The sequence below is a fragment of the Variovorax sp. RA8 genome (assembly GCF_901827175.1).
GTDB lineage: Bacteria > Pseudomonadota > Gammaproteobacteria > Burkholderiales > Burkholderiaceae_C > Variovorax.
In genome coordinates, this window is record NZ_LR594662.1 from 3,683,416 (window position 1) to 3,708,967 (window position 25,552).

Here is a 25,552-nt window from a genome sequence, read left to right on the forward strand (position 1 = left end):
AGCGTGCTGCTCGAGCTGCGGCGGGTCGTCAAACGTTCTCGTCGAGCCACAACCTGAATGCGGTCAGTGCGCTCGACTCACGTCGATCAGCCGGCCAGACAAAATAGTAGGTGTGCGCCGCGCGATCGAGTATGAAGTCAAAAGGGGCGACCAACGACCCGGAAGCGAGTTCGCGCTCTACAAATGCCTTCTGCGCCATCGCAACGCCATGGCCCTCGGCCGCCGCCTGGTAGGCCAGCAGAGACGTCTCGTACTTCATGCCACGGTACCCGTTGACGCCACTCGCGTTCTGCGCCTTCAACCACAGGTTCCAGTCGTCCGGGCGTGCCATCGAATGGAGCAGGGTTTCGTGCTCAAGGTCGGCTGGAGAATGCAGGCGCAGGGCCAGATCTTTGCCGGGCGCGGCAACAGCAATCAGTTCATTTGCCACAAGTCGCAGGACTCGCGTTCCGGGCCACTTGCCATCGCCGAGTTGCACTCCCGCTTCGATGTCCTCCTGGTCAAAGCGCAATGGAGCCGGAGAGGTAGCAAGTTGGACGTCGATATCTGGGTGCGCTCGATGAAACGAGGCGAGGCGCGGGATAAGCCATTTGACAGCGAATGTCGCCGGCGAGCGCATCCTGAGCGTATGACGTCGGTAGCTGCCGCCCATCGCTGCGTTCGTGGCCTCGCGCAAAGTAGCAAATACCGGCATGACGTCAGAGAGGAATCGAGCGCCTGCAACGGTCAATTCCAGCCCGCCAGGGACGCGCTTTACCAGCTTGAATCCAAGAAAGGCTTCTAGCGCCTTGACCTGCCGGCTGACAGCCGCGGACGTGACACATAGCTCGGCAGCAGCGTGCGAGACGCTCAGCAATCGCCCTGTTGCCTCGAAGCATTTCAGCGGGTTGAGAGGCGGGAGCGGATGCATGCGCTTCAGCATTGCACCGAGTTTACAAAAAGTCAATTGTGAGTGAAAGAATGTCGATTGCCGCACCCTGGCGGGCCTCTTAAGCTCAATCCTCAGCAGGCTCGGTGACCACTCAAAGCCCAGCCTGCCCAGATTGAAAACACGGGCAGCCGCCCGGGATATGCAAGAGGCAAAAGAATGCTGAGAGACACGCTCCAGGGTATCCGTGCCATTGATTTCTCCCACGTTGTGGCGGGACCCGTGTGCGGGATGATGCTTGGCGATCTGGGTGCCGACGTGGTCAAGGTCGAGTCACTGAGCGGCGAACTCGGGCGTGCCATCGGCCCGCCATGGGTCAACGGCGAAAGCGTGGCATCCCTGAGCGTGAATCGCAACAAGCGTGGATTGGCCATTGACCTGCGGGATGGTGCCGCACGGGCAGCCGTGATGAAGATGGCCTGCGGTGCCGACGTGATCCTGGAGAGTTTCAGGCCGGGCGTCATGCAGCGGTTAGGGCTTGACTATGCGGCGGTTCACAAGCTCAACCCGCGTGTTGTGTACTGCTCGATATCCGCATATGGGCAAACGGGGCCGCAGCGAAGAATGCCAGGTGTTGACGGCGTCATCCAGGCTGTCTCCGGACTCATGAGCACGTTGGGCCCGCCCGGTTCTGCACCTTCGAAAGTTCCGGTCCCCATCGCCGACATGGCAACGGGCTACCTCGCGACGATTGCGATTCTTGCTGCGCTCCGCCGCGCTGAGCAAACGGGCCGAGGGCAGCACATAGACGTCAACCTGTACAACTCGACCCTCATGCTGCAGCAGGTGGGTTTGGCATTCTTTCTTGCGAGCGGCGAGGAGCCGGTCAAAAGCGGCAGTGCTGCGCCCTATGCTTCACCCAATGAAGCCTTTCCAACGCAGGACGGTTGGGTCATGGTGGCCGCATACCAACCTGAGCGATGGAGCCGTCTGTGTGAGTTGCTGCAGCGACCAGAACTGAAGGACGATCCCCGCTTCGCGAGCAACTCTGAACGCGTGCGCAACCGCGTCGCGCTCAACGAACTGCTGGCGGAATCGTTCAAGACGCAGACCACCAGCGTCTGGATGCAGCAGCTCGAGGCAGGAGACATCCTCTGCGCGCCGATTGCGAGCTACGGCGACGTAACCAGGTCTCTTCAGTATCTTCACAGCGGCGTCGAGACAAGCGTTTCACATCCTGTGGCGGGAATCGTCCGGATGCCCGGCTTTGCGCTCGGCGGCGCCGATTCGAGCACTGCGCCTCACAGGCCTCCTCCAATGGTGGGGGAACACTCCGGCGAAGTGTTGATGGAGTACGGCCTCACCCAGGCCGAGGTTTCCAGCCTTGTGGCGCGAGGAATGGTCGGCACGGCTTCCCATCTTCCGCTTGGACAGGACACAAGCAAAGTTCCCAATCACCAAACTTCGGCAACGGCCTGACAACACAATGAATGAAGACACACTCGATGCACCACTCGTACGCACCGAACGCGCCGGTCGCGTGCTCAATGTGGTGCTGGATGCGCCGGCGCAGGGAAATGCGCTGACGGTCGACATGACCGAGCAGCTCGCTGACATTCTCGAAGAGGCGGCGCTCAGTGAGGGTGTTCACTGCTTGGTCCTTCGCAGCTCGGGCAAGCACTTCTGCACGGGCGGCAACGTCAAGGACATGCAAGAGGGCACCGACTTGATGGCGGGCTCCGTAGCCGATGTCCGCACCCGACTGCAGCACACCCTTCATCGACTGACACGAGTCTTGGCAACCATCGAGATTCCGACGATTGCGGAGGTCAACGGAATGGCCATCGGTGCTGGCTGTGATCTCGCATTGATGTGCGACATCCGCATTGCAGGTGAGCGAGCCCAGTTCGCAGAGAGTTTCCTCCGCCTGGGCCTGGTGTCCGGCATCGGAGGCGCCTGGTTTCTGACGCGCCTGGTCGGCCCCGCGAAGGCGATGGAGATGACTTTGACGAGCGAGTTCATGGATGCCCACGGCGCCCTCGCTCACGGGATCGTTTCTCGTGTCGTGCCCCAGCAGGAACTGGCGTCCGAAACGGCAAGGCTTGCTGCGAAGGTCGCGTCAGCGCCGCCGCTTGCGCTTCGTATGGCCAAGCGGCTCGTGCGCGAGTCCGCCCGAAGCGAACTTTCCACCGCCCTGGAAATGGCGGCATCGATGCAAGCCATTCTGCTGTGCGGCGACGAACACAAGGCGACCGTCACTGCGTTCCTCGGGGGCAGTCAATGACTGTCACACGCCAGGCCTTCGAACTATCGACACCAACAGTGGAGACAACCTTGAAGATGAATAGAAGAGCGGCAATCGCCTTGGCATGCGCAATCTGCGCGGCTCCCGCTGCGGCACAGATGCCGCGCTTTCCCGAAAAGCCGGTCACCTTCATAGTACCGTTCGCCGCCGGCAGCGCGACCGACCAACTCGCGCGTGCCTTGGGGGTTTCGTTCACCGAGAAAACGGGACAGCCCGTGGTGGTCGACAACCGGGGCGGCGCCGGCGGCCTCATTGCCGCGCAAGCCGTTGCGCGTGCGGCGGCTGATGGATATACGGTGCTGATCACGACCAATACGACACAGGTCGCCAACCCTTACCTGTACCGCAAGCTTCCGTACGACCCGGTGGGCGACTTTGCACCGGTCACGGGACTCGGACGAGGAGGCCAGGTGCTGGTTGTTCCCGCTTCGTCACCCTACGTATCGGTCAAAGATGTTCTTGCACAAGCGCGCGCCCAGCCTGGGAAGCTCTCGTTCGGCGCGGGCAACTCTTCGAGTCGTGTTGCGGGCGAGATGCTGAAGCAGCTGAGCAACACCGATATCCTGTACGTTCCGTACAAAAGCAACCCACAGGCATTGACCGACTTGCTTGGAGGGCAGATCGACCTCATGGTGATTGATACAGTCACCGGCATGCCGCAGATCGAGTCGGGCAAGCTCCGTGCGCTCGGAGCCTCCACACCGCGGCGCCTGGGCGTTCTGCCCAAAGTGCCGACGCTCGACGAAGCTGGAGTCAAGGGCTATGACATCGGGTATTGGTTCGCAGCGTACGTTCCTGCGAAGACGTCACCCACCGTCGTGGCACGCTTGCGCGGGCTGCTTGTCGACGCCGTCCAGAGCCCTCAGGCAAAGGCCTTCTTCGACAACACCGGGACCGAGCCGTGGACGACCACCTCTGACGAGCTGAGCCGTTTCCAGGCAGCCGACGCCAAGAAGTGGGAGAAGGTCATCAAGGCCGCCAACATTCAGCCTGAGTAGCCTGGCACCTGCGTCCTGAACCCCCGGCCAGGCCGAAGACCGCTCGGGCGATGAAACGCCAGCGCTCCGGGGGATCCGGTCGATCTCGTCACTCCCACTCGATCGTCGCCGGCGGCTTGCTCGACACGTCGTAGGTCACCCGGTTGATCCCGCGCACCTCGTTGATGATGCGGCCCGACACCTTCTTGAGCAGCGCATAGGGCAGCTCGGCCCAGTCGGCGGTCATGAAGTCGCTGGTCTGCACGGCGCGCAGCGCAACCACGTAGTCGTAAGTGCGGCCGTCGCCCATCACGCCCACGCTCTTGACCGGCAGGAAGACGGTGAAGGCCTGGCTGGTCAAGTCGTACCAGCTCTTGCCCGACGACGGGTCCTTGAAGTTGCGCAGCTCCTCGATGAAGATGGCATCGGCCCGGCGCAGCAGATCGGCGTATTCCTTCTTCACCTCGCCGAGGATGCGCACACCCAGGCCGGGGCCCGGGAAGGGATGGCGGTACACCATCTCGGGCGGAAGGCCCAGGGCCACGCCCAGCTCGCGAACCTCGTCCTTGAACAGGTCGCGCAGCGGCTCCAGCAGCTTCAGGCCCAGCTGCTCGGGCAGGCCGCCCACGTTGTGGTGGCTCTTGATGGTGACGGCCTTCTTGCTCTTGGCGCCGCCGGACTCGATCACATCGGGGTAGATGGTGCCCTGCGCCAGCCATTTCGCTCCCTTGGCCCCGGCGCTGGTGAGCTTGGCGGCCTCCTGCTTGAAGACAGTGACGAACTCGCCGCCGATGATCTTGCGCTTGGCTTCGGGGTCGCTGACGCCGGCCAGCTTGCCGAGGAAGAGCTCGCTCGCATCGACGCGGATCACCTTGGCGTGGAGCTTGCCGACGAACATGTCCATCACCATGTCGCCCTCGTCGAGGCGCAGCAGGCCGTGGTCGACGAACACGCAGGTGAGCTGGTCGCCAATGGCGCGATGGATGAGCGCCGCGGCCACAGACGAGTCGACGCCGCCGGACAGGCCGAGGATCACCTCTTCGTCACCCACCTGCTTGCGAATCGCCTCCACGGCCTCCGCGATGTGGTCGCGCATCACCCAGTCGGGCTTGACGCCGCAGATGCCGAGCACGAAGCGCTCGAGGATCGCCTTGCCCTGCTGCGTGTGCGTGACCTCGGGGTGGAACTGCAACGCATAGAAATGCCGTTCCTCGTCAGCCATGCCGGCGATGGGGCAGCTCTCGGTGGAGGCCATCAGCTTGAAGCCCGGCGGCAGCTCGGTGACCTTGTCGCCATGGCTCATCCAGACGTTGAGCATGCCGTGCCCTTCGTCGGTATTGAAATCGGCGATGTCGCGCAGGAGCTCGGTGTGGCCGCGCGCGCGCACCGCCGCGAAGCCGAACTCGCGCTTGTGCCCGCCTTCGACCTTGCCGCCGAGCTGGTGCGCCATGGTCTGCATGCCGTAGCAGATGCCCAGCACCGGCACGCCCAGCTCGAACACTGCCTGCGGTGCCTTGTCGGTCGTTTCCTCGTAGACGCTGGCATGGCTGCCGGAGAGGATCACGCCCTTGAGCGTGCCGTCCTTCGCGTACTCACGCACCCATTCGTCGCTGACGTCGCACGGATGGACTTCGGAGTAGACGTGCGCCTCGCGCACGCGCCGGGCGATCAGTTGCGTGACCTGGGACCCGAAGTCCAGGATGAGGATTTTCTGGTGTTGCATGGGCGAGTCTTATTCCGCCCGGTAGTTCGGCGCTTCCTTGGTGATCTGCACGTCGTGCACGTGGCTCTCGCGGATGCCGGCGGTGGTGATCTCGACGAACTCGGCCTTGGTCTTCATTTCTTCGATGGTGGCGCAGCCGCAGTAGCCCATGCTGGCGCGCAAGCCGCCGGACATCTGGTAGACGATCGAGACCATGGAGCCCTTGTAGGGCACGCGGCCTTCGATGCCCTCGGGCACCAGCTTGTCGGCGTTGGGGTTGCCGGTGCTCGATTCCTGGAAGTAGCGGTCGGCGCTGCCCTGCTGCATGGCGCCGATGGAGCCCATGCCGCGATAGCTCTTGTAGCTGCGGCCCTGGAACAGCACGATCTCGCCCGGCGCCTCTTCGGTGCCGGCGAACATGCCGCCCATCATCACGGTGCTGGCACCGGCCGCGATGGCCTTGGCGATGTCGCCCGAGTAGCGAATGCCGCCGTCGGCGATCAGCGGTATGCCGCTGCCTTGCAGCGCGGTCGCGACGTTGTCCACCGCCATGATCTGCGGCACGCCGACGCCTGCCACGATGCGCGTGGTGCAGATGGAGCCGGGGCCGATGCCGACCTTGACGGCATCGGCGCCCGCATCGGCCAGCGCGCGGGCGGCGTCGCCGGTGGCGATGTTGCCGCCGATCACATCGACCTGCGGGTAGTTCTTCTTGACCCAGCGCACGCGTTCGATCACCCCGGCGCTGTGGCCGTGGGCGGTGTCGACCACGATCGCATCGACCCCAGCCTTGACCAGCGCCTCGACGCGCTCCTCGGTGCCCTCGCCCACGCCCACTGCTGCGCCCACGCGCAGCCGGCCACTCGCGTCGCGCGCGGCATTGGGAAAGCTGGTCTGCTTGGTGATGTCCTTGACGGTAATCAGGCCCTTGAGCTCCCAGGAGTTGTTGATCACCAGCAGGCGCTCGAGCTTGTGCTTGTTGAGGAGCGCCTTCGCCTCGCTCAACGTGGTGCCGTCGGGCACGGTGATCAGCTTCTCGCGCGGCGTCATGATCTCGCTCACCGGCACGTCGTAGCGGCTCTCGAAGCGCAGGTCGCGGCCGGTCACGATGCCGACCACCTTGCCGCCGTCCACCACCGGGAAGCCCGAGATGCCCAGTTCTTCCGACAACTGCAACACCTGCAGAACGGTGTGGGTAGGCGTGATCACCACCGGGTCGCGCAACACGCCCGATTCGTAGCGCTTGACCTTGGCCACGTGAGCGGCCTGTTCGGCGGGAGTGAGGTTCTTGTGTACGATCCCGATGCCGCCCTCCTGTGCGATCGCGATCGCGAGGCGGGCTTCTGTCACGGTGTCCATCGCCGCGGAAACCAGCGGCATGTTCAGCGTGATATTGCGGGAGAGTTTGGTGGCGAGGGAGGTGTCCTTGGGCAGGACCTGGGAGAAGGCTGGCACCAGCAACACATCGTCGAAGGTGAGCGCTTTGCCGAGAAGGCGCATGGGTGAAGCTCCAAAAGACGGATTGTAACGATGGCGCCATGCCCGGCCGGCGTGCGGGCTCATCGCGGATGTTGGCCAAATGCCTCGCGAAGCGCGGAAACCGCGCTGGAAAAACGTTGCCAAACGTAAGTCGCGGCTAAACTGCCACCTCATGAAGCTCGCGCACCTGCTCGTACTCGGATCGGCCTGCCTCCTCGGAGCGACGGCCGTTCAGGCCCAATGGCAATGGGTCGACCAGAACAACAAGAAAGTCTTCAGCGACCAGGCACCGCCCCCCGACATTCCCGACAAGAACATCCTCCGCCGCCCCGGCCCCGCTTCCTCTCGACTCAGCTTCAGTCCCGCTCCCGCGGCTGCGCCGGACGCGGGCAGCGTCCAGGCTGCCGCCGCGCCGGCAGCCGCGCCGCGCCCCGCAGGCAGCCCCAAGCCCACGGGGGTGGACAAGGAACTCGAGGAAAAGACTCGCAAGGCAGAGGAAGCCGAGAAGGCCAAGCAGGCCGCGGAGGCGCAGAAGGTGGCCCAGGCCAAGACCGAAAACTGCAAGCGCGCACGCGAAGGCAAAGCCACGATGGACAGCGGCATCCGCGTCGCCCGCCTGAATGCCCAGGGCGAGCGCGAGATCATGGACGACAAGATGCGCGCCGCAGAGTCGCAGCGACTGCAGTCGATGATCGACAGCGACTGCAAGTAGTCGAACGGCTCAGTACCCCGCTTTGCCGCCCTTGCGCCGGCGTGCGAAGAGCCCCGTCCCCCTCGCCCCCTGTTGCCGGAAGCGCTCGCGTCGCGCGATCTTGGGATCGACCGTCAGCGGGCGGCACAGCTCGATGCGATCCAGCGCGTGCACCGGCTGCTCCCATTCCACGGCGCGGCCCCAGATGCCAGGCGTCATGGCCTGCCAGTCGAGCTGCGGGTAGCGCGCGGCCAGACTGCTCGCCTGCACCGCATCGCGCACGGTGGCGCCTTCGGCCACGCCGAGTTCCTCTTCGAACACCTCGCGCGGGGCCGGCGAATACACGACCGTCACCTGAAGCATCAGCTCTGGCCGTAGATGTGCTCGGCGCGCTTGACGAAGGCTTCGACCAGGTTGGAGGCGATCTTGTCGAACACCGGCCCGACCAGCGCCTGCAGCGCGAAGTTGCTGAAGCCGTAGCTGAGGTTCAGCTCGACGCGGCATGCGCGCTCGCCCTCCTCGCCCACCGGGGTGAATTTCCAGACGCCGTCGAGATTGGAAAAGGGGCCGTCGACCAGTCGCAGATGCACCTCGCGGCCCGGCACATGGGTGTTGCGGGTGGTGAAGCTGTGATGGAAGCCGCTGAAGGCCAAGCCGACCTCTGCCGTCATGCCCGCTTCGTCCTGCTCGATCACACGGGCCTTGTCGCACCAGGGGAGGAACTCGGGGTACTTCGCGACGTCGGTCACCAGGCTGTACATCTCCTCGGCGCTGTACCAGATCAGGATGGACTTGTGGACTGATTTCATGAAATCGAATGGGGGCGGCGTTCGATTGTATGAAGCCCGCCGCGCACCGATCCGCCACCTCACGCCAACCCGCTGCGACACGAGCCATCCTGCACCTCCACTCATTTCATAGAATCGCATCGGTGTGTGCGTTTGTCCGTTGTGTGGATGCCATGCGCCCCCACCTGACGAAGCCATGGCCACCAAAAAACAAGACACCTCTTCCCGGATCGCCGAAAACAAGAAGGCCGCGTACAACTATTTCTTCGAAGAGCGCTTCGAGGCCGGCATGGTGCTGGAAGGGTGGGAGGTCAAGTCGCTGCGCGAGGGCAAGGTGCAGCTGACCGATGGCTATGTCGTGATCCGAGACGGGGAGCTGTTCGTCATCGGATGCCAGATCAACCCGCTGAAATCCGCCTCCACGCACATCAACCCGGACTCGGTGCGCACCAAGAAGCTGTTGCTGCACAAGGAGCAGATCCGCCGCCTCGTGGGCAAGGTCGAGCAGAAAGGGTACACGCTGGTCCCGCTCAACCTGCACTGGAAAGCCGGCAAGGTGAAATGCGAGATCGCGCTGGCAAAGGGCAAGGCCGAGCATGACAAGCGCGACACCATCAAGGACCGCGAAGGCAAGCGCGAAGTCGAGCGCGCAATGAAGAGCCGCAACCGCTGAAGAGGACAACGAATGGCCGCCAGACCGCTCGACGCTCAGAGAACCAAGCCCCTCGAGGGCGGCCCCAGCTTCTCGCTGCGCAACCGCCTGCTGCGCGCGGCCTGGAACGTGAGCTGGGCGCTGCTGGCCTCCTGGACGCCGCCCCAGATGCGCTTCTGGCGCCGCTTCCTGCTCAAGCTCTTCGGCGCGAAGCTGGGCGAGGCCAGCGACGTGCGCGGCAGCGCGCGGGTCTGGTATCCGCCCCACCTCCACCTGGCAGATCGCGCCCTGCTGGCCGAGCGGGTCAACTGCTACAACATGGCGCCGATCACGCTGGGCCGCGCCGCGCTGGTGTCGCAGGGCGCGCATCTTTGCGCCGGCAGTCATGACATCGCGTCGGCCACATTCCAGTTGACGGCCAGCCCGATCGTCATCGGCGCCGGGGCCTGGATTGCGGCCGAGGCCTTCGTCGGTCCCGGCGTGGAAGTGGGTGAAGGCGCGGTGCTGGGCGCGCGCGGCGTGGCCTTCCGTTCGCTCGACGCCTGGACCGTCTACGGAGGGAACCCGGCCAAGGCGATCAAGCCGCGGGTGCTGCGAGGCGCCGAGCACGGCTGATGTTTATTTCGCGGCGCAGGGAATAAGCTGCGTTCTCCCGGCGTTCATGCAGCAATGGATTCCCGCGCACTCATCGACCATATCCCCAGCCTCAGGCGCTATGCACGCGCGCTGACCGGCGACGCCTGGGCGGCCGATGACCTGGTCCAGGACACGCTGGAACGTGCCTGCCGCAAGTGGCAGCTATGGATCGTCGGCAGCGACTTGCGGGCCTGGCTGTTCACCATCATGCACAACGTGTTTGCCAGCCAGGTCCGGCGCGCGCCGCCGCGCGCCACGGTCGACGTCGACGAGATTGCCGCGCAACTGCCCAGCGCGGCGGGCGCGCGCGACCGCGCCATAGACCTGCAGCGCTGCCTGCTCCTCCTGCCCGAGGAGCAGCGCGCCGCGCTGCTGCTGGTGGCGCTCGAAGACATGTCCTACGCCCAGCTGTCCAGGGTGCTGAACGTTCCGCTCGGCACCGTCATGTCGCGCCTGGCGCGGGCGCGCGTGCGCCTGCAGGAACTGATGGAGGGCGCCCCGCCGCCGGCAGCCAGCCGCCCCGGGCTGCGCCGCCTCAAGTGAAGCGCATTGCCATGAAGCCGACTCCCTCGTCGCCCCCCGACACCGACCAGCCCGCCTGGCGGGCCCAGCGCGACGCGCTGCGCCGGCTGCACGGCGAGGTGCTGGACGAGCCCATCCCGCCTTCCCTGCTGGCGGCCGCGGAAATGGTTGCGGCGCGCCAGGACCAGCATGCGCGCTGGATCCGCTGGAGCGGCATCGCGGCTGGGCTGCTGGTCGCCTTTGGCGCCGGCTGGCTGGGCAGCCTGGAATGGACAACCCAGCGCCAGGCCTTGCTGGCCAAGGCACCGCCGACGCGCGAGTTCGTACATGCCGCTGCGGTCGCCCACCGGGTCTACACGCCCGAGACGCGCCACCCCGTGGAGGTTGCCGCCGCCGAGCAGCAGCATCTGGTGCAATGGCTGTCGAAGCGGCTGGACAAGCCGCTCAAGGTGCCAGACCTGTCGGCCCAGGGCTACGCGCTCGTCGGCGGTCGTCTGCTGCCCGGCAGCCCGGGTGCGCGGGCACAGTTCATGTTCGAGCGCGGCGACGGCGAGCGCCTGACGCTCTACATCGGCAGCGTGGAGGCGGCTGCTGCGCAACCGCCGCAGCCGGGAGAAACAGCCTTCCGCTACTCGGCCGAGGGGCCGGTATCGAGCTTCTACTGGGTCGACCAGGGCTTCGGCTATGCGCTGACCGGCAATCTGCCGCGCGAGGTGCTGCTGACCCTGGCCGGCGCGGTGTACCGCCAGCTTTGATGGAAGGCCCGGACGCCAGCTGCGTCGGCCTGTTTGGTGTGTTTGTTCAACAAGGAGAAAACTTCATCATGAAACTGCTCAGCGCCTCGATTCTCGCGGTTGCCCTGCTCGCCGGCTGCGGCGGCATGTCCAGGACGGCCTCGGTGCCGGACACTCCGACCCGCACTGCCGACGGCGTGCTGATCGGGCCGACCGGCATGACGCTCTACACCTTCGACCGCGATGCCGCCGGCAGCGGCAAGTCGGCCTGCAACGGACCCTGCGCGACCAACTGGCCGCCCCTGCTGGCAGCCGACACGGCCAAGCCCATGGGCGCCTACACCATCGTCATGCGCGACGACGGCAAGCGCCAATGGGCCTACAAGGGCTGGCCGCTCTACTACTGGACCAAGGACGCGAAGGCCGGCGACAAGACGGGTGACGGCGTCAACAACGTCTGGAAGGTCGCGCGGCCCTGATCGGTCTTGGGGCGCTGCGCTCAGCAGCGCCCCTTCTTGGCCTGCCCGGGCGGGCAGTGATAGCCGCCGTGGCGGTCGCCATCATCATGGCCGCGATCGCCATGATGGCCACGGGGCTCGTGGTGAGCATCGTCGCGGTCGCGCCGCTGGGCACGCCGCTCGGCGCGCCGCCAGTTGGGCTCGGCCCAGCGCCACCCTCCATCCGCACGCACCCAGCGTCCCGGCGCATAGACATACTCAGGCCTCGCGCGCTCCCAGTAGCCCGCGCGCCAGCCATAGGCGTTCTGTTGCCATTGCCAGTTCCCCGGCACCCAGACAAAGCCGGCGCGCGGCGCCGGCACGACCTCGTAGCGCGGCGCCGGCGGCGCGATCGTGATGAGGCCAGGCACGTTGATGTTGACCGAGACCTGTGCCGAGGCCCCGAAGGATGCCGCAGCCGCCACGGCGGCCAGCAGGAAGGCGGAAAGTCGCATCGCTATCTCCCTTATTGGATGGAAAGTCTTGAACGCGCCCGACCCGGGCGCGAAATCGGTGGAAGCACGGATGCTAGTGGGTTCCCGGAACGGGTAGGGCCGCCGCACGCCGGCCGCGCAGGCCGAGCCACTCGTTGACCACCAGGGCCCCGATCACGAGCGCGCCGCCCACCATGACGCTCGGCGCAGGCGCCTCGCCCGCGCCAACCCACGCCAGGGTGATGCCGAAGATGATCTCCAGCAGCGCCAGCAAGGCCACTTCGGGCGCCTTCAGGACCCGCGCGCAGAGCACCGAGAGCACGCACGGAATCGCGAGCTGGAACAAGCCAAGGAAGGCCAGCAATCCCACGTCATGCGCGCTGGCCTGGAAGGGCCAGGCAAGCGGCAGCGTCAGCAGCGAGGAGATCGCGGCGCCCACCAGCACCGAGGGCACCAGGTCCACGTCCTGCCCTTTCGCATGGGCATGCTGCACCACGGTCCAGTTGCAGGCGCCGGCGAGCGGCACGCACAGTGCCACCAGCGTGCCGGCCAGCACGCCCCCGCCGAGCTGGGTTCCGTACATCCAGCCGATGCCGACCCCGGCCACCACGATGGCGCCCCAGGTGCGCGCCGGCAGCCGCTGGCCGATGAAGATCCGGGCCGCGAGCGCCGTCAACAGCGGTCCGAGCGCCATCGTCACAAGCACATTGGCCACGCTCGTGAGCGTGAGCGCCACCATGAAGGCGGTGAACATCACGCACCAGCAGACGCCGGAGATCCAGAGCGCGCTGCCGCCCGTGCGGATCTTCGTGAGCACCGCCCGGCCCTGCCAGGCCGGCAGGATCACGAGCAGGGCCGCGAGGGTGAAGAAGCTGCGCCAGAAGGTGATCTCGAAGCTGCGCGCATGCTCGAGGTGGCGCGTGACCACGCCTGCCGTGGCCCACATCAGGGTCACGGCGACCATCAGCCAGACGGCGCGGCCGTGGGTCAGCACAGCCCTAGATCGCGGTCTCACGGCTGGCGCGCTTGCGCTCATGTTCCTTGAGGTGGCGCTTGCGCAGGCGCACGCTCTTGGGGGTGATCTCGACCAGCTCGTCGTCCTCGATGAACTCCACGCCGTATTCCAGCGTCAGGTCGATCGGCGGCGTGATCTTGATCGCGTCCTCCTTGCCCGAGACCCGGAAGTTGGTGAGCTGCTTGGTGCGCGTGGCGTTGACCACCAGGTCGTTGTCGCGGCTGTGGATGCCGACGATCATGCCTTCGTACACCGGGTCGTTCGCCCGCACGAACATGCGGCCGCGATCGTCCAGCTTGCCCAGCGCGTAGGTGAAGATCTCGCCGTCGTCCATGGAGATCAGCACCCCGTTCTTGCGGCTGCCGATTTCGCCCTTGTGCGGCTCGTAGCTGTCGAAGATGTTCGAGATCAGGCCAGAGCCGCGCGTCAGGTTCAGGAATTCGTTGGTGAAGCCGATCAGGCCGCGCGCCGGGATGCGGTATTCGAGGCGCACGCGGCCGCGGCCGTCCGGCTCCATGTTGACCAGCTCGCCCTTGCGCTCGCCCAACGCCTGCATCACGCCGCCCTGGTGCTGGTCCTCGATGTCGGCGGTCACCATCTCGATCGGCTCGTACCGCACGCCATCGATGTCGCGGAATACCACGCGCGGCTTCGACACCGCGAGCTCGTACCCTTCGCGCCGCATGTTCTCCAGCAGGATGGTCAGGTGCAGCTCGCCGCGGCCCATCACCTCGAACACGCCTTCCTCGTCGGTTTCCTTGACGCGCAGCGCCACGTTGTGCTGCAGCTCCTTCTGCAAGCGGTCCCAGATCTGGCGACTGGTGACGAACTTGCCTTCACGGCCGGCCAGCGGACTGGTGTTGACGCAGAAATTCATCGTCAGCGTGGGCTCGTCCACCTTGAGCATGGGCAGCGGCGCCGGATTTGCCGGGTCGGTGACCGTCACGCCGATGCCGATGTCGGCAATGCCGTTGATCAGCACGATCTCGCCCGGGCCGGCTTCGGTGGCCTGCACGCGCTCCAGCCCCTGGAAGGTCAGCACCTGGTTGACCCGGCCCTTGAAGGACTTGCCGTCGGGGCCTTCCATAACCACCACGTCCATCATCGGTCGGATGGTGCCGGCGTTGATGCGGCCGACGCCGATGCGGCCCACGAAGGTCGAGAAGTCGATGGCCGAGATCTGCAGCTGCAGCGGCGCATCCGGATCGCCCGCATGGGCCGGCACATGCTCGAGGATGGTGTCGAACAGGGCCGACATGTCGGGGCCCCACTGCTCGCCCGGTGCCCCCTCTTCCAGCGACGACCAGCCGTTGATGCCCGAGGCGTAGACGACGGGGAAGTCCAGCTGCTCGTCCGTCGCGCCCAGCTTGTCGAACAGATCGAAGGCGGCATTGACCACGTGGTCGGGGCGAGCACCCGGCTTGTCGACCTTATTCACCACCAGGATGGGCTTGAGGCCCAGCGCCAGGGCCTTCTTGGTGACGAATCGCGTCTGGGGCATCGGGCCTTCCTGGGCGTCGATCAGCAGCACCACGCCGTCCACCATGCTGAGCGCGCGCTCCACCTCGCCGCCGAAGTCGGCGTGGCCGGGGGTATCCACGATGTTGATGTGCATGCCCTTCCAGGTCACGGCGCAGTTCTTTGCGAGGATCGTGATGCCGCGCTCTTTTTCGATCGCGTTGTTGTCCATCACGGTGTCGACCACTTTCTCGTGCGCGGCGAAGGTGCCCGACTGGCGCAGCAGCTGGTCGACCATCGTGGTCTTGCCATGGTCCACGTGGGCAATGATGGCGATGTTTCGGATCTGGTTGGTGCTCATGGTGTGGCTTCGGTCAAAAGTGTCTGCTGGATTTCGATGGGGTTCAGCAAGCGCCCCGGAATGAGTTCGCCGGCCTTCACATGCGCGGTGCCGAGGAACGCGCGCGGCGCGCGGCCGAAGACGGCGACCTCCGCCGCATCGGGCCAGTCGCCGCGCCGGCGCAGGCCCGACAGGAAGCGTGCCGCATCTTCTGCCGCCAGCATGACGCTCGTATGGCCGGCCACCAGCGACTCGACAGGCAGCAGCTGGGCGAGGCGCTCTTCGTCGCTCATGGCTTCCAGTGCTTCCAGCGTCACGCACTGAGATGCGTCGAAACCGCCCGTGGCCGTGCGGCGCAGCGCGCTGAGATGGGCACCACAGCCGAGCGCCTCGCCGATGTCCTCGCCGAGGGTGCGGATGTAGGTGCCCTTGCTCACGCTGGCCCGGATGCGGATCTCGTGCGCCGACAGCTGAACGAGCTCTAGCGCATGGACCACGACATCGCGTGGCGCACGCTCGACCTCGACGCCCTCTCGGGCGTACTGGTAGAGCGCCTTGCCGTCCTTCTTGAGGGCGCTGTGCATGGGCGGCACCTGGCGGATCGGGCCGGTGAACTGTGCCTGGACGCGCGCCAGGGCCTCGGACGTGACGGCTACGGGCCGCTCCTCGATCACCTCGCCCTCGGCATCGCCGGTGGAGGTGCGGATGCCCAGCCGTGCAGTGGCCTCGTAGGTCTTGTCCGCGTCGAGGTGCAGCTGGCTGAACTTGGTCGCCGCACCGAAGCACAGCGGCAGCACGCCGCTGGCGAGCGGATCGAGCGTGCCCGTGTGCCCGGCCTTCTCGGCGCGCAGGAGCCACTTGGCCTTCTGCAAGGCCTGGTTGCTGGACAGGCCCAGCGGCTTGTCGAGCAGAAGCACCCCATGCACAGGGCGCCGCTGCACCCGTGTGCGTGGCGCGTTCATCCTCAGTCGTCTTTGGAACGGGAGGCGACGGCCTGCGCGATCAGCGCATTCATGTCGGCGGCGCGCTCGGTGGTGCGGTCGAACTGGAAGTGCAGCGTGGGCACCGTGTGGATGTGCAGCCGCTTGAAAAGGCCATTGCGCAGGAAGCCCGCCGCCTGGTTGAGCGCCTCGGTGGTCTCCACCGGGTCGCCCACCAGCAGGCTGAAGAAGACCTTCGCATGCGCGTAGTCGGGCGTGACTTCGACCGCCTGGATCGTGACCATGCCCACCCGCGGATCCTTCAGCTCGCGCGCGATCAGCTCCGTCAGATCGCGTTGGATCTGATCGGCGACCTTGAAGGCGCGATTGGGGGTTGCGGCTTTTCTCTTAGGCATGGCCAGGATCGTGACGCCTCGGTGACGCCTACAGCGTCCGCGCGATCTCCTTGATCTCGAAGAACTCCAGCTGATCACCTTCCTTGATGTCGTTGTAGTTCTTGAGCTTGATACCGCACTCGAAGCCTTCGCGCACCTCGCGCACGTCGTCCTTCATCCGCTTGAGCGACTCGAGCTCGCCGGTGTAGACGACCACGTTGTCGCGCAGCAGGCGGAAATGCGCGCTGCGGGTGACATAGCCCGAGGTGACGTAGCAACCGGCAACCGTGCCGATCTTGGAGGCCACGAACACGGTGCGGATCTCGGCCGAGCCGATGACCTCTTCGCGACGCTCGGGCGCCAGCATGCCGGCCATGGCCGTCTTCAGCTCGTCTACAGCGTCGTAGATGATGCTGTAGTAGCTGATGCTGACGTTGTTGCCCTCGGCCAGACGGCGGGCGCCGGCATCGGCGCGCACGTTGAAGCCGATGACCGTGGCCTTGGAGGCGATCGCGAGGTTGATGTCCGACTCGCTGATGCCGCCCACCGCCGCATACACCACCTGCACCTTGACCTCGTCGGTCGAGAGCTTGAGCAGCGACTGCGCGAGCGCTTCCTGCGAGCCCTGGACGTCCGCCTTGATGATGATCGGCAGCGTCTTGACCTCGCCGGCGCCCATCTCCGAGAACACGTTCTCGAACTTGGCGGCCTGCTGCTTGGCCAGCTTGGTATTGCGGAACTTGCCCGCGCGGTAGGTCGCGATCTCGCGCGCGCGGCGCTCGTCGCTCATCACCATGAACTCGTCGCCGGCCTGCGGCACCTCGGTCAGGCCCTGGATCTCCACCGGGATCGAAGGGCCGGCCTCCTTGGTGGGCTTGCCGTCCTCGTCCAGCATGGCGCGCACGCGGCCGTAGGTCGAGCCGGCCAGCACCACGTCGCCGATCTTGAGCGTGCCGGATTGAACCAGCACGGTCGCGACCGGGCCGCGGCCCTTGTCCAGCTGCGCTTCGATCACCAGGCCCTTGGCGGCCGCATCGACCGGGGCCTTGAGCTCCAGCACCTCGGCCTGCAGCAGCACCTGCTCCAGCAGATCGTCCACGCCCTGGCCGGTCTTGGCGGACACCGACACGAAGGGGGTGTCGCCGCCGTATTCCTCGGGCACCACTTGCTCGGCCACCAACTCCTGCTTGACGCGGTCGAGGTTGGCATCGGGCTTGTCGATCTTGTTGATCGCCACCACGATCGGCACCTTGGCGGCCTTGGCGTGGCTGATGGCTTCCTTGGTCTGGGGCATGACGCCGTCGTCCGCTGCCACCACCAGGATCACGATGTCGGTCGCCTGCGCGCCGCGGGCTCGCATAGCGGTGAAGGCCTCGTGGCCCGGGGTATCCAGGAAGGACACCATGCCGCGTTCGGTCTGCACGTGGTATGCGCCGATGTGCTGCGTGATGCCGCCGGCTTCGCCCGCCGCGACCTTGGTGCGGCGGATGTAGTCCAGCAGCGAGGTCTTGCCGTGGTCGACGTGGCCCATCACGGTCACGACCGGCGCGCGCGGCAGCGCTTCGGCCAGCTGCGCGGACACGTCCTCGTCGGTGAAGGCTTCCGGATCGTCCAGGGCAGCCACGACCGCGTTGTGGCCCATTTCCTCGACGATGATCATCGCCGTGTCCTGGTCCAGCGACTGGTTGATGGTGGCCATCTGACCCAGCTTCATCAGCTGCTTGATGACCTCCGAGGCCTTCACTGCCATCTTGTGCGCCAACTCCGAGACCGTGATGGTCTCGGGCACGTGCACTTCGATGATGCGCGCCTCGACCGGCGCGGCCTGCACGCGTTCTTCCTGGCCGCCACGGTCATTGCCGCGGCGCCCGCGCGGACCGCCGCGCCAGTTGCCGCGGCCGACGCCGCCGCTGGCATCGCCGCGGGTCTTGATTTCCTTCTTCTTGGCGGTGTCGCCGGCCCAGCTCGACGAGAGCTTGGCGGACTTGACTTCCTTGCCTGCGCCAGGCGCCGCGGCGCCGGGTGCAGCCGGCGCGCCAGGGCGGGCCGCCGGAGCGGTCGGCTTGTGCAGCGTACCCTTGACGCCAGCGGCCTTGGCTTCCGGTGCTGGCTTCTCGGGCGCCTTGTGCGGCACGAGCACGCGGGCGGGCGCATTCATCATGGCGCGAATGGCTTCCGCCTCGGCCAGCGCCTTGCGGCGGCGCTCGTCGAGGTCCTTGGCGCGCGCGGCTTCCTCATCGGCGCGGGCCTTCGATTCGGCAGCCGCCTTGGCCTTGGCGTCTTCCTTGACCTGGGCGGCAGCGGCTTCGGCAGCGGCCTTGCGGTCGATCACGGCCGGGGCTTCCTCGGGCGCTTCGGGCGCGCCTTCGGTCACGGCGGCGGCAGCCTTTTCCGAGGCAGCCTTCGCACGCGCGGCGCGGGCCTGCTGCTCGGCCTGTTCGGCACGCTCCGCCTTCTCGCGCTCGCGTGCCTCGGCTTCCTCGCGCAGGCGGCGCTTCTCGACCAGCTCTTCCTCCTGGCGGCGGATCAGCTCCGCCTGTCGGCGCGCCTCTTCCTCGCGGCGCGCGAGTTCGGCCTCGTCGACGCGCGGCGCGGCGGGCTCGGCAGCGGAGGGCGCAGGAGCGTCGGCGACCCCCCTCACCGGCTCGGGCGTGGCCGGATGTCCCTCGTCGCGCTGGATGAAGGTGCGCTTCTTGCGCACTTCGACCTGGATCGTGCGCGCACGGCCGGTGGCGTCGGCCTGCTTGATCTCAGTGGTCGATTTCTTGGTCAGCGTGATCTTCTTGCGCTCAGGCTCGACCGTGCCGTGGCTGGCCTTCAGGAAGCCGAGCAGGCGCTGCTTGTCCGCCTCGGTGAGCGCGTCGGTGACGGCGGCCTTGGGCACGCCCGCGCTCTTGAGCTGGTCAAGCAGGATTTCGGGCGTCTTCTTGAGCTCGTTCGCGAACTCGGCGACAGTGGTACTGGACATATTGCTTTCGTGCCTCCATGACCGTCACTCTTGGCCGGCGAACCAGTGTTCGCGGGCCTTCAAGATCAGGTTCTTGGCTTCATCGGCGCTCTGGCCGGTGATTTCGGTGAGTTCGTCGACCGCGAGGTCGGCCAGGTCGTCGCGCGTATGCACGCCAGCCTCGGCCAGCTTCGGGATCAGGGCGGGGTCGAGGCCCGCGAGATCGCGCAGGTCCTGCGAGACGCTTTCGACGTTCTCTTCCCGGGCGATTTCCATGGTGAGCAGCGCATCCTTGGCGCGCGAGCGCAGCTCGTTGATCGTGTCCTCGTCGAAGCTCTCGATTTCGAGCAACTCGGAGATCGGCACGTAGGCCACCTCCTCAAGGCTGGTGAAGCCCTCGGAGATAAGGATGTCGGCGATCTCCTCGTCGACGTCGAGCTTCTCCATGAAGAGCTTGCGGCTGGCGTCGGTCTCGCTCGCCTGCTTCTGGGCAGACTCGTTGGCATCCATGATGTTGATCTTCCAGCCGGTCAGCTCGGAGGCGAGCCGCACGTTCTGGCCGCCGCGGCCAATCGCAATCGCGAGGTTCTCCTCGTCGACCACCACGTCCATGGCGTGCTTTTCCTCGTCGACCACGATCGAGGACACGTTGGCCGGGGCCAGCGCGCCGATCACGAACTGTGCCGGGTCCTCGCTCCACAGCACGATGTCCACGCGCTCGCCGGCGAGCTCGTTGGTGACGGCGTTGACGCGCGTGCCGCGCACGCCGACGCAGGTGCCGATCGGGTCGACACGCTTGTCGTGCGAGAGCACCGCGATCTTGGCCCGCGAGCCGGGGTCGCGGGCGCAGCTCTTGATCTCCAGCAGGCCCTGCTCGATCTCGGGCACTTCCTGGCGGAACAGCTCGATCATGAACTCGGGCGCCGCGCGCGACAGGATGATGGGCGCGCCGCGCAGCGTGAGGTCGACCTCCATGATCATGGCCCGTACGCGATCGCCGTTGCGCAGGTTCTCCTTGGAGATCATTTCGCTGCGGCGCAGGCGCCCTTCGACGCGTCCCGCCTCGACGATGATGTCGCCCTTGTCGAGCCGCTTGACGGTGCCGGTGAAGATCTTCTCGCCGCGCGACATGAAGTCGTTGAGCAGCATCTCGCGCTCGGCGTCGCGGATCTTCTGCAGGATGACCTGCTTGGCCGCCATCGCGCCGATGCGCCCGATCGGCACCGAGTCCACCGACTCCTCGATGTACTCGTCGACCTCGATGTCGGGCATCTCTTCCTTGGCCTCGAACAGCAGGATCTCCTGGTCGGGCAGCTGCAGGCCCGCCTCGTCGGGCACCACGTGCCAGCGGCGGAAGGTCTCGTAGTCGCCGCTGTCGCGATCCACCGCAACGCGGATGTCCACATCGCCCTGGTAGAGCTTCTTGGTGGCCTGCGCCAAGGCGGACTCGACCGCGCCGAAGACGACGTCGCGTTCGACGTTCTTCTCGCGCGAGATCGCATCCACCAACATCAACATTTCGCGATTCATGCCACCACTCTCCTTGTTCAGTCCGACACCGTCATGTCGGGTTTGGGCCTGCGCCCCTTGAAATCCACGATCGGGGCGAGCCGCGCCTCGCGCAGCTCGTCCAGGGTGAAGCCCAGCGCCTGCATCGGGGCGGGCGCGCGCTTCGTGCTGATCTTCTGGCCGGGCTTCGGCGCCGTCTTTCCTTCGGGCTCCTGGCTCCAGACGATCTGCCAGCCCTGGGACCCATCGGCCCCTGCGACCCGCTCCAGCGTGCCGCGAAATTTCTTGCGGTTGGCGGCCACCTGCCCCCCAGCGGCGGCGCCCATGGGCGCCTTCAGCGTGATGTCGATCACCTCGCCGACGAAACGTTCGAAATCCTGCGCATTGCGCAGCGGCCGGTCAATCCCCGGCGAAGAAACCTCAAGCCGCTTGTAGTCGACGCCGTCCACCTCGAGCGCGAACTGCAGCTGGCGGGTGACCTTCTCGCAATCCTCGACGGTAACAAGAGCCTCCGGCGCGCCCGGTGCCGCTGCCTCCGATGTGGGGCCGCTCCAGGGCAAATCAATCGTGACACGCAGCAGTCCTCCCGCCGAGCGTTCGATCTCGACCAGGTCGTAGCCGAGGCCGGCCACGGTTCGTTCCACTGTCTGCTGCAATGCCACGTGCTTGAGTGCGCCTTCTGTGTGTGTCGGTGCGCCGCCCGCCCAGCGCCCCGGAAAATGCTTCGACCAATAAAAAACGGGCGGTAGGTACCCGCCCGTTTGGTCGTGAGCCTCGAATTATATGCCAATCGTGTCAGGAAACGCTGCTTTCTAGGCGGCAAAGGCGCCTGCCGACCGCCTGGCACGCCACCAGACCCAGGCGAACAGCAGCGCGCCGAAAGCCAACGCAGCAGCGGCCACGAGCAGCGGCAGGGTGAAGGAGCCCGTGCGCTGGGCCAGCGGGGCGGCGAAGAGCGGTCCAAGGATCTGCCCGACGCCATAGGAAGCCGTCGCATAGCCGATCAGCCCGGCCGCCGCGTTGCCCCGCAGGCGACGCGCCTCCCGCATTGCGAACAGGGTGATTACCGTGAATGGCAGCCCCAGCAGCAGGCTGCCCAGCATGAAGCCGGCGATGCTCGGGCGAACCACCGACAGCAGCACGCCGAGCGCCTGCAGCCCGTAGGCGAGGGCCAGCAGCAGCCGGTTGTCCCACCGGACCGGCGCCCGCGCGCCGATCAGCGCGCCCGGAACCACCGCCAGACCGAACAGGGGCCAGAAGAAGTCGGGCCAGGACGAGCCCGGCAGCGCCTGGCGCGCAATCACGGGCAAGAAGGTGGCTGTGATGATGTAGCCGAAGCCGGCGAGGCCGTAGAGCGCAACCAGCCACCGCGCATCGGCCCGGGCGGCGGCGGAGTCGGCATGCTCGGCGGCGGCCGAGCCTGCGGCCGCCGCAGGGGCCAGGACATGGGCACCGTCGCCGAAGATGCGCCAGACCCCGACGATCAGCACCGCCGACAACAGCCCGAAGCCGATCCAGCCAGCCTCCGAGCCCCAGCGTCCGATCGTGCCACCCAGCAGACCCGTGACCGCGATGCCGATGCCGGGACCGGTGTAGATCACCCCCTGCAAGGCGGGCGCGTGGGTCTCGGCCAGGCGCCTGAGTCCCCAGCCCGATGCGAAGACGAAGGTCCACGCGCTCATGACCCCGGCCGCCGTGCGCAGCACGCCCCAGGCGGTGAAGCTGTCCCATAGCCCCATCCCGAGCAGCAGCGCCGCGGTGGCGACCAGGCCGCCGCGCACCATGGTGGCAGCCTCGATCCGGATCGCCGCGCAGGACAGCGCGCCCACGAAATAACCCAGGTAATTGAGCGAGGCCAGCAGTCCGCCCGCTTCCAGGCCCAGCCGGCCCTCGTGCAGCATGACCGGCAGCATGGGCGTGAAGGCGAATCGCCCGAGGCCCATCGCCACCGCCAGGGCCACCATGCAGGCCAGCGCCGCGCGCCACGCGCCGCGCCGGTCGCTTCCGATTGTCGACATCGATACGTTCCGGATTCTTTTAATCAGCCAATGGCCGCGGCCACCAGCTTTTGCGTGTAGGGATGCTCCGGCGCATCGAGGACCCGCAGGGCAGCGCCGGATTCGAGGATCGCACCGTCCTTCATGACGATGACCTGGTGCGCCATGGCCCGGATCACCTCGACATCGTGCGTGATCAGCAGGTAGCTCAAGCCGCGCTCGCGCTGCAGGCGCTGCAACAGGCCCAGCACCTGCTTCTGGATGGTGACGTCGAGGGCGCTGGTGGGCTCGTCGAGCACCAGGAGCCGCGGGTCGACGATCAGCGCCCGCGCGATGGCCAGGCGCTGGCGCTGGCCGCCGGAGAATTCGTGGGGATAGCGATCGAGGAGCGACGGGAACTGGGCCTCGGTCAGGCCCACATCGGCCAAGGCCTCGAGCGCGCGCACGCGGCGGGCGGCGGTGTCGAACTCGGGCGCATGCACCGTCAGGCCTTCGCCGACGATCTGCTCCACCGTCATGCGCGGCGAGAGTGAGGAGAACGGGTCCTGGAACACGACCTGCATCTGCCGGCGCAGCGCGCGGTCGCTCGCCCGGCCGCTCTTCCAGCGCTGGCCCGCGACGGCCAGGCTGCCACCGTGCTTGAGCAGGCCCAGGGCGGCCAGGGCCAGGGTCGACTTGCCCGAGCCCGACTCCCCCACCACTCCCAGTGTCTCGCCCTGCCCGATGCGGAAATCCGCGCCTTGCACCGCCACGAACTCGCCCTTGCGGAACCAGCCGGCAAAGCCGGGACGCGAGACCGGGTAGCCCACCCGCAGGCCGTGGGCCTCCAGCACCGGCGGCTCCTGCTGGGGGGGCACGGGCGGCACATCGCGCGCGGGTCGGCTGTCCATCAGCATGCGGGTGTAGGCATGCTGCGGATTGCCGAACACTTCGGCCACGGCGCCCTGCTCGACGATCGCACCGTTCTCCATCACCGCTACGCGGTCGGCAAAGCGGCGCACCAAGTTGAGGTCGTGCGTGATCATCAGCATGGCCATGCGGTGCTTGTCCTGCAGGTCGGCCAGCAGGTCCAGGATCTGCGCCCGCACCGTCACGTCGAGCGCCGTGGTGGGCTCGTCGGCCAGCAGCAGGCGCGGCTTGCAGGCCAGGGCCATGGCGATCATGGCGCGCTGGCGCTGGCCGCCCGAAAGCTGGTGCGGAAAGGCCCGCGCCCGGCGCGCCGGCTCCGGGATGCCGGTGTCGGCCAGGAGCTGGACCGCCGCCTCCTGCGCCGCGCGCTTGGGCAGCGCCTCGTGCACTTCCAGAACCTCGGCGATCTGGTCACCCACGGTGTAGAGCGCGTTCAGCGCGGTCATCGGCTCCTGGAAGATCATCGCGACCTCCTTGCCGCGGATGGCGCGCAGCTCGCGCTCGGGCAGGGTCAGCAGATCGCGCGGGCCGGCGCCCTCCCCGTTCCCCGCCAGCCGCGCGTGGCCGGACACTTCGGCGTTGAGGGCCAGCCGAAGCAGGCTCAGTGCTGTCACGGTCTTGCCGGAGCCCGATTCGCCCACCAGGGCCAGCTTCTCGCCGGGCGCGATGCCGAAGTCGATGCCGTGCACCACTTCCTTGCCACCGAAGGCGACACGCAGGCCCCGCACCTCAAGCAGCGCTGCGCTCACTTGTCGGCCTTCCGCGGATCGAGCGCATCGCGCAATGCGTCGCCCATGAAGGTCAGGAGCATCAGCGTCACGACAAGCACGCCAAAGGTGGAGATCGAGATCCACCAGGCATCTATGTTGGCCTTGCCCTGGCTCAGCAACTCGCCCAGCGAGGGCGTGCCCGGCGGCACGCCCAGGCCCAGGAAGTCGAGCGAGGTGAGCGCCAGGATCGCCGAACTCATGCGAAACGGCAGGAAGGTCACGACCGGCGTCATGCTGTTGGGCAGGATATGGCGCCGCATGATCTGCAGATTGCCCACACCGAGCGCGCGCGCGGCCCGCACATAGTCCATCTGCCGATTGCGCAGAAACTCGGCGCGCACGTAGTCCGACAGGCCCATCCAGCCGAACAGGCTCAGCAGGACCAGCAGCAGCGCCACGCTGGGCGCGAAGATGGCGCTGAAGATGATCAGCAGATAGAGCTCGGGCATGGAGCTCCAGATCTCGATGAAGCGCTGGAAAGCGAGGTCGGTCTTCCCGCCGAAGTAGCCCTGGAGCGCCCCCGTCACGATACCCAGCACCACGCCGATGGCGGTGAGCGCCAGCGCGAACAGGACGCTGACGCGAAAGCCGTAGATCAGCTGCGCCAGCAGGTCGCGGCCGCGGTCGTCACTGCCCAGGAAATTCTCCCTCGAAGGGGCGGCCGGGTTGGGCGATGTCGCGAAGTAGTTGAGCGTCTTCGGGCCGTAGGGATTGGGCGCATAGATCGCCCAGTTGCCGCCCTGGGTGATTCGCTCGCGGATGAACGGATCGAGATAGTCTGCGGGCGTTTCGAAATCGCCGCCAAAGGTCTTCTCGGAGTAGTCGCGCAGCACCGGGAAGTAGGTCTGCCCTTCGTAGCGCACCACGAGCGGCTTGTCGGTCGAAACAATCTCGGCGAACAGGCTCAGGACCACTAGGACGCTGAAGAGCACCAGGCTCCAGAATCCGAGCTTGTTGCGCTTGAAGCGCAGCCAGGCGCGCCGGGCGGGGGAAACGGAGGGCACCGC

25 protein-coding genes are annotated in these 25,552 nt (G+C 66.6%); 9 read left to right on the forward strand and 16 right to left on the reverse strand.

All coding sequences use genetic code 11. The annotated features are described in order from the left end of the window. Positions 1-28: 28 nt before the first annotated feature. A complete protein-coding gene (locus E5P3_RS17190; protein WP_443083287.1) occupies positions 29-919 on the reverse strand; it encodes a LysR substrate-binding domain-containing protein in 891 nt (296 codons plus the stop codon). 168 nt (positions 920-1,087) lie between these two features. Here E5P3_RS17190 and E5P3_RS17195 point away from each other — a divergent pair, with 168 nt between their 5' ends. Genes E5P3_RS17195 through E5P3_RS17205 form a run of 3 tightly spaced genes read left to right on the forward strand, consistent with a single transcriptional unit; the run spans position 1,088 to position 4,171 of the window. Continuing rightward, complete coding sequence (locus E5P3_RS17195; RefSeq protein WP_162587081.1) at positions 1,088-2,347, forward strand: CaiB/BaiF CoA transferase family protein; 1,260 nt, start codon at positions 1,088-1,090, stop codon at positions 2,345-2,347. Between the two features lie 7 nt (positions 2,348-2,354). Then, the gene (locus tag E5P3_RS17200) at positions 2,355-3,152 is read left to right on the forward strand and encodes an enoyl-CoA hydratase-related protein (protein WP_162587082.1); all 798 of its coding nucleotides are present in this window, start codon (positions 2,355-2,357) and stop codon (positions 3,150-3,152) included. Between the two features lie 56 nt (positions 3,153-3,208). Then, positions 3,209-4,171 carry a Bug family tripartite tricarboxylate transporter substrate binding protein gene (locus tag E5P3_RS17205; RefSeq protein ID WP_162589727.1) on the forward strand — a complete coding sequence of 321 codons (963 nt, stop codon included), beginning with the start codon at positions 3,209-3,211 and terminating at the stop codon, positions 4,169-4,171. An 88-nt stretch (positions 4,172-4,259) separates the two neighbouring features. Here E5P3_RS17205 and guaA read toward each other — a convergent pair whose 3' ends face one another. Further along, positions 4,260-5,873, reverse strand: a complete 1,614-nt coding sequence (gene guaA / locus E5P3_RS17210) for a glutamine-hydrolyzing GMP synthase (protein ID WP_162587083.1) — start codon at positions 5,871-5,873, stop codon at positions 4,260-4,262. 9 nt (positions 5,874-5,882) lie between these two features. Beyond that, on the reverse strand, positions 5,883-7,352 hold the full coding sequence (gene guaB / locus E5P3_RS17215; protein WP_162587084.1) for an IMP dehydrogenase: 1,470 nt from the start codon (positions 7,350-7,352) through the stop codon (positions 5,883-5,885). Positions 7,353-7,503: 151 nt separating this feature from the next. Between guaB and E5P3_RS17220 the strand changes: the two genes are divergently transcribed. Further along, the gene (locus E5P3_RS17220; RefSeq protein WP_162587085.1) at positions 7,504-8,043 is read left to right on the forward strand and encodes a DUF4124 domain-containing protein; all 540 of its coding nucleotides are present in this window, start codon (positions 7,504-7,506) and stop codon (positions 8,041-8,043) included. Between the two features lie 9 nt (positions 8,044-8,052). On the opposite strand, the gene E5P3_RS17225 is transcribed toward E5P3_RS17220, so the two are convergent. Further along, a complete protein-coding gene (locus E5P3_RS17225; RefSeq protein WP_162587086.1) occupies positions 8,053-8,385 on the reverse strand; it encodes an RnfH family protein in 333 nt (110 codons plus the stop codon). Beyond that, a complete protein-coding gene (locus E5P3_RS17230; protein ID WP_162587087.1) occupies positions 8,385-8,831 on the reverse strand; it encodes a type II toxin-antitoxin system RatA family toxin in 447 nt (148 codons plus the stop codon). The genes E5P3_RS17225 and E5P3_RS17230 overlap by 1 nt, the downstream gene beginning before the upstream one ends. A 175-nt stretch (positions 8,832-9,006) precedes the next feature. Here E5P3_RS17230 and smpB point away from each other — a divergent pair, with 175 nt between their 5' ends. From smpB to E5P3_RS17255, 5 genes are all read left to right on the forward strand, one after another. Beyond that, a complete protein-coding gene (smpB, locus tag E5P3_RS17235) occupies positions 9,007-9,483 on the forward strand; it encodes an SsrA-binding protein SmpB (protein ID WP_162587088.1) in 477 nt (158 codons plus the stop codon). 12 nt (positions 9,484-9,495) lie between these two features. Further along, positions 9,496-10,077, forward strand: coding sequence for a putative colanic acid biosynthesis acetyltransferase (locus E5P3_RS17240; protein ID WP_162587089.1), 582 nt, complete (start codon positions 9,496-9,498; stop codon positions 10,075-10,077). A gap of 54 nt (positions 10,078-10,131) precedes the next feature. Continuing rightward, a complete protein-coding gene (locus tag E5P3_RS17245; RefSeq protein WP_162587090.1) occupies positions 10,132-10,641 on the forward strand; it encodes a sigma-70 family RNA polymerase sigma factor in 510 nt (169 codons plus the stop codon). An 11-nt stretch (positions 10,642-10,652) separates the two neighbouring features. Continuing rightward, on the forward strand, positions 10,653-11,375 hold the full coding sequence (locus tag E5P3_RS17250; protein ID WP_162587091.1) for an anti-sigma factor family protein: 723 nt from the start codon (positions 10,653-10,655) through the stop codon (positions 11,373-11,375). 68 nt (positions 11,376-11,443) lie between these two features. Continuing rightward, positions 11,444-11,833 (forward strand): COG4315 family predicted lipoprotein, encoded by a 390-nt coding sequence (locus E5P3_RS17255; protein ID WP_162587092.1) that lies wholly within the window; start codon positions 11,444-11,446, stop codon positions 11,831-11,833. Between the two features lie 20 nt (positions 11,834-11,853). Here E5P3_RS17255 and E5P3_RS17260 read toward each other — a convergent pair whose 3' ends face one another. The 11 genes from E5P3_RS17260 to E5P3_RS17310 form a co-directional block, all read right to left on the reverse strand. After that, a complete protein-coding gene (locus tag E5P3_RS17260; protein ID WP_162587093.1) occupies positions 11,854-12,306 on the reverse strand; it encodes a YXWGXW repeat-containing protein in 453 nt (150 codons plus the stop codon). A gap of 73 nt (positions 12,307-12,379) precedes the next feature. After that, the gene (locus tag E5P3_RS17265) at positions 12,380-13,249 is read right to left on the reverse strand and encodes a DMT family transporter (protein WP_174263141.1); all 870 of its coding nucleotides are present in this window, start codon (positions 13,247-13,249) and stop codon (positions 12,380-12,382) included. A gap of 34 nt (positions 13,250-13,283) precedes the next feature. Further along, positions 13,284-15,119 (reverse strand): translational GTPase TypA, encoded by a 1,836-nt coding sequence (gene typA / locus E5P3_RS17270; RefSeq protein ID WP_068685517.1) that lies wholly within the window; start codon positions 15,117-15,119, stop codon positions 13,284-13,286. Beyond that, positions 15,116-16,060: a tRNA pseudouridine(55) synthase TruB gene (truB, locus tag E5P3_RS17275; protein ID WP_162587095.1), complete on the reverse strand. Its 945-nt coding sequence runs from the start codon at positions 16,058-16,060 to the stop codon at positions 15,116-15,118. The genes typA and truB overlap by 4 nt, the downstream gene beginning before the upstream one ends. Before the next feature lie 2 nt (positions 16,061-16,062). Next, the gene (gene rbfA / locus E5P3_RS17280; protein ID WP_068685509.1) at positions 16,063-16,434 is read right to left on the reverse strand and encodes a 30S ribosome-binding factor RbfA; all 372 of its coding nucleotides are present in this window, start codon (positions 16,432-16,434) and stop codon (positions 16,063-16,065) included. A 28-nt stretch (positions 16,435-16,462) separates the two neighbouring features. After that, positions 16,463-19,381, reverse strand: a complete 2,919-nt coding sequence (gene infB / locus E5P3_RS17285; RefSeq protein WP_162587096.1) for a translation initiation factor IF-2 — start codon at positions 19,379-19,381, stop codon at positions 16,463-16,465. Between the two features lie 24 nt (positions 19,382-19,405). Beyond that, a complete protein-coding gene (gene nusA, locus E5P3_RS17290) occupies positions 19,406-20,890 on the reverse strand; it encodes a transcription termination factor NusA (RefSeq protein ID WP_162587097.1) in 1,485 nt (494 codons plus the stop codon). A gap of 17 nt (positions 20,891-20,907) precedes the next feature. Further along, complete coding sequence (rimP, locus tag E5P3_RS17295; RefSeq protein WP_162587098.1) at positions 20,908-21,531, reverse strand: ribosome maturation factor RimP; 624 nt, start codon at positions 21,529-21,531, stop codon at positions 20,908-20,910. 150 nt (positions 21,532-21,681) lie between these two features. Continuing rightward, entirely contained in the window at positions 21,682-22,887 is a 1,206-nt protein-coding gene (locus E5P3_RS17300) for a YbfB/YjiJ family MFS transporter (protein WP_162587099.1), read from the reverse strand. Positions 22,888-22,910: 23 nt separating this feature from the next. After that, positions 22,911-24,524 carry an ABC transporter ATP-binding protein gene (locus tag E5P3_RS17305; RefSeq protein ID WP_162587100.1) on the reverse strand — a complete coding sequence of 538 codons (1,614 nt, stop codon included), beginning with the start codon at positions 24,522-24,524 and terminating at the stop codon, positions 22,911-22,913. Continuing rightward, positions 24,521-25,549: an ABC transporter permease gene (locus tag E5P3_RS17310; RefSeq protein WP_232073180.1), complete on the reverse strand. Its 1,029-nt coding sequence runs from the start codon at positions 25,547-25,549 to the stop codon at positions 24,521-24,523. Before E5P3_RS17310 ends, E5P3_RS17305 begins: the two co-directional genes overlap by 4 nt. Positions 25,550-25,552: the final 3 nt, after the last annotated feature.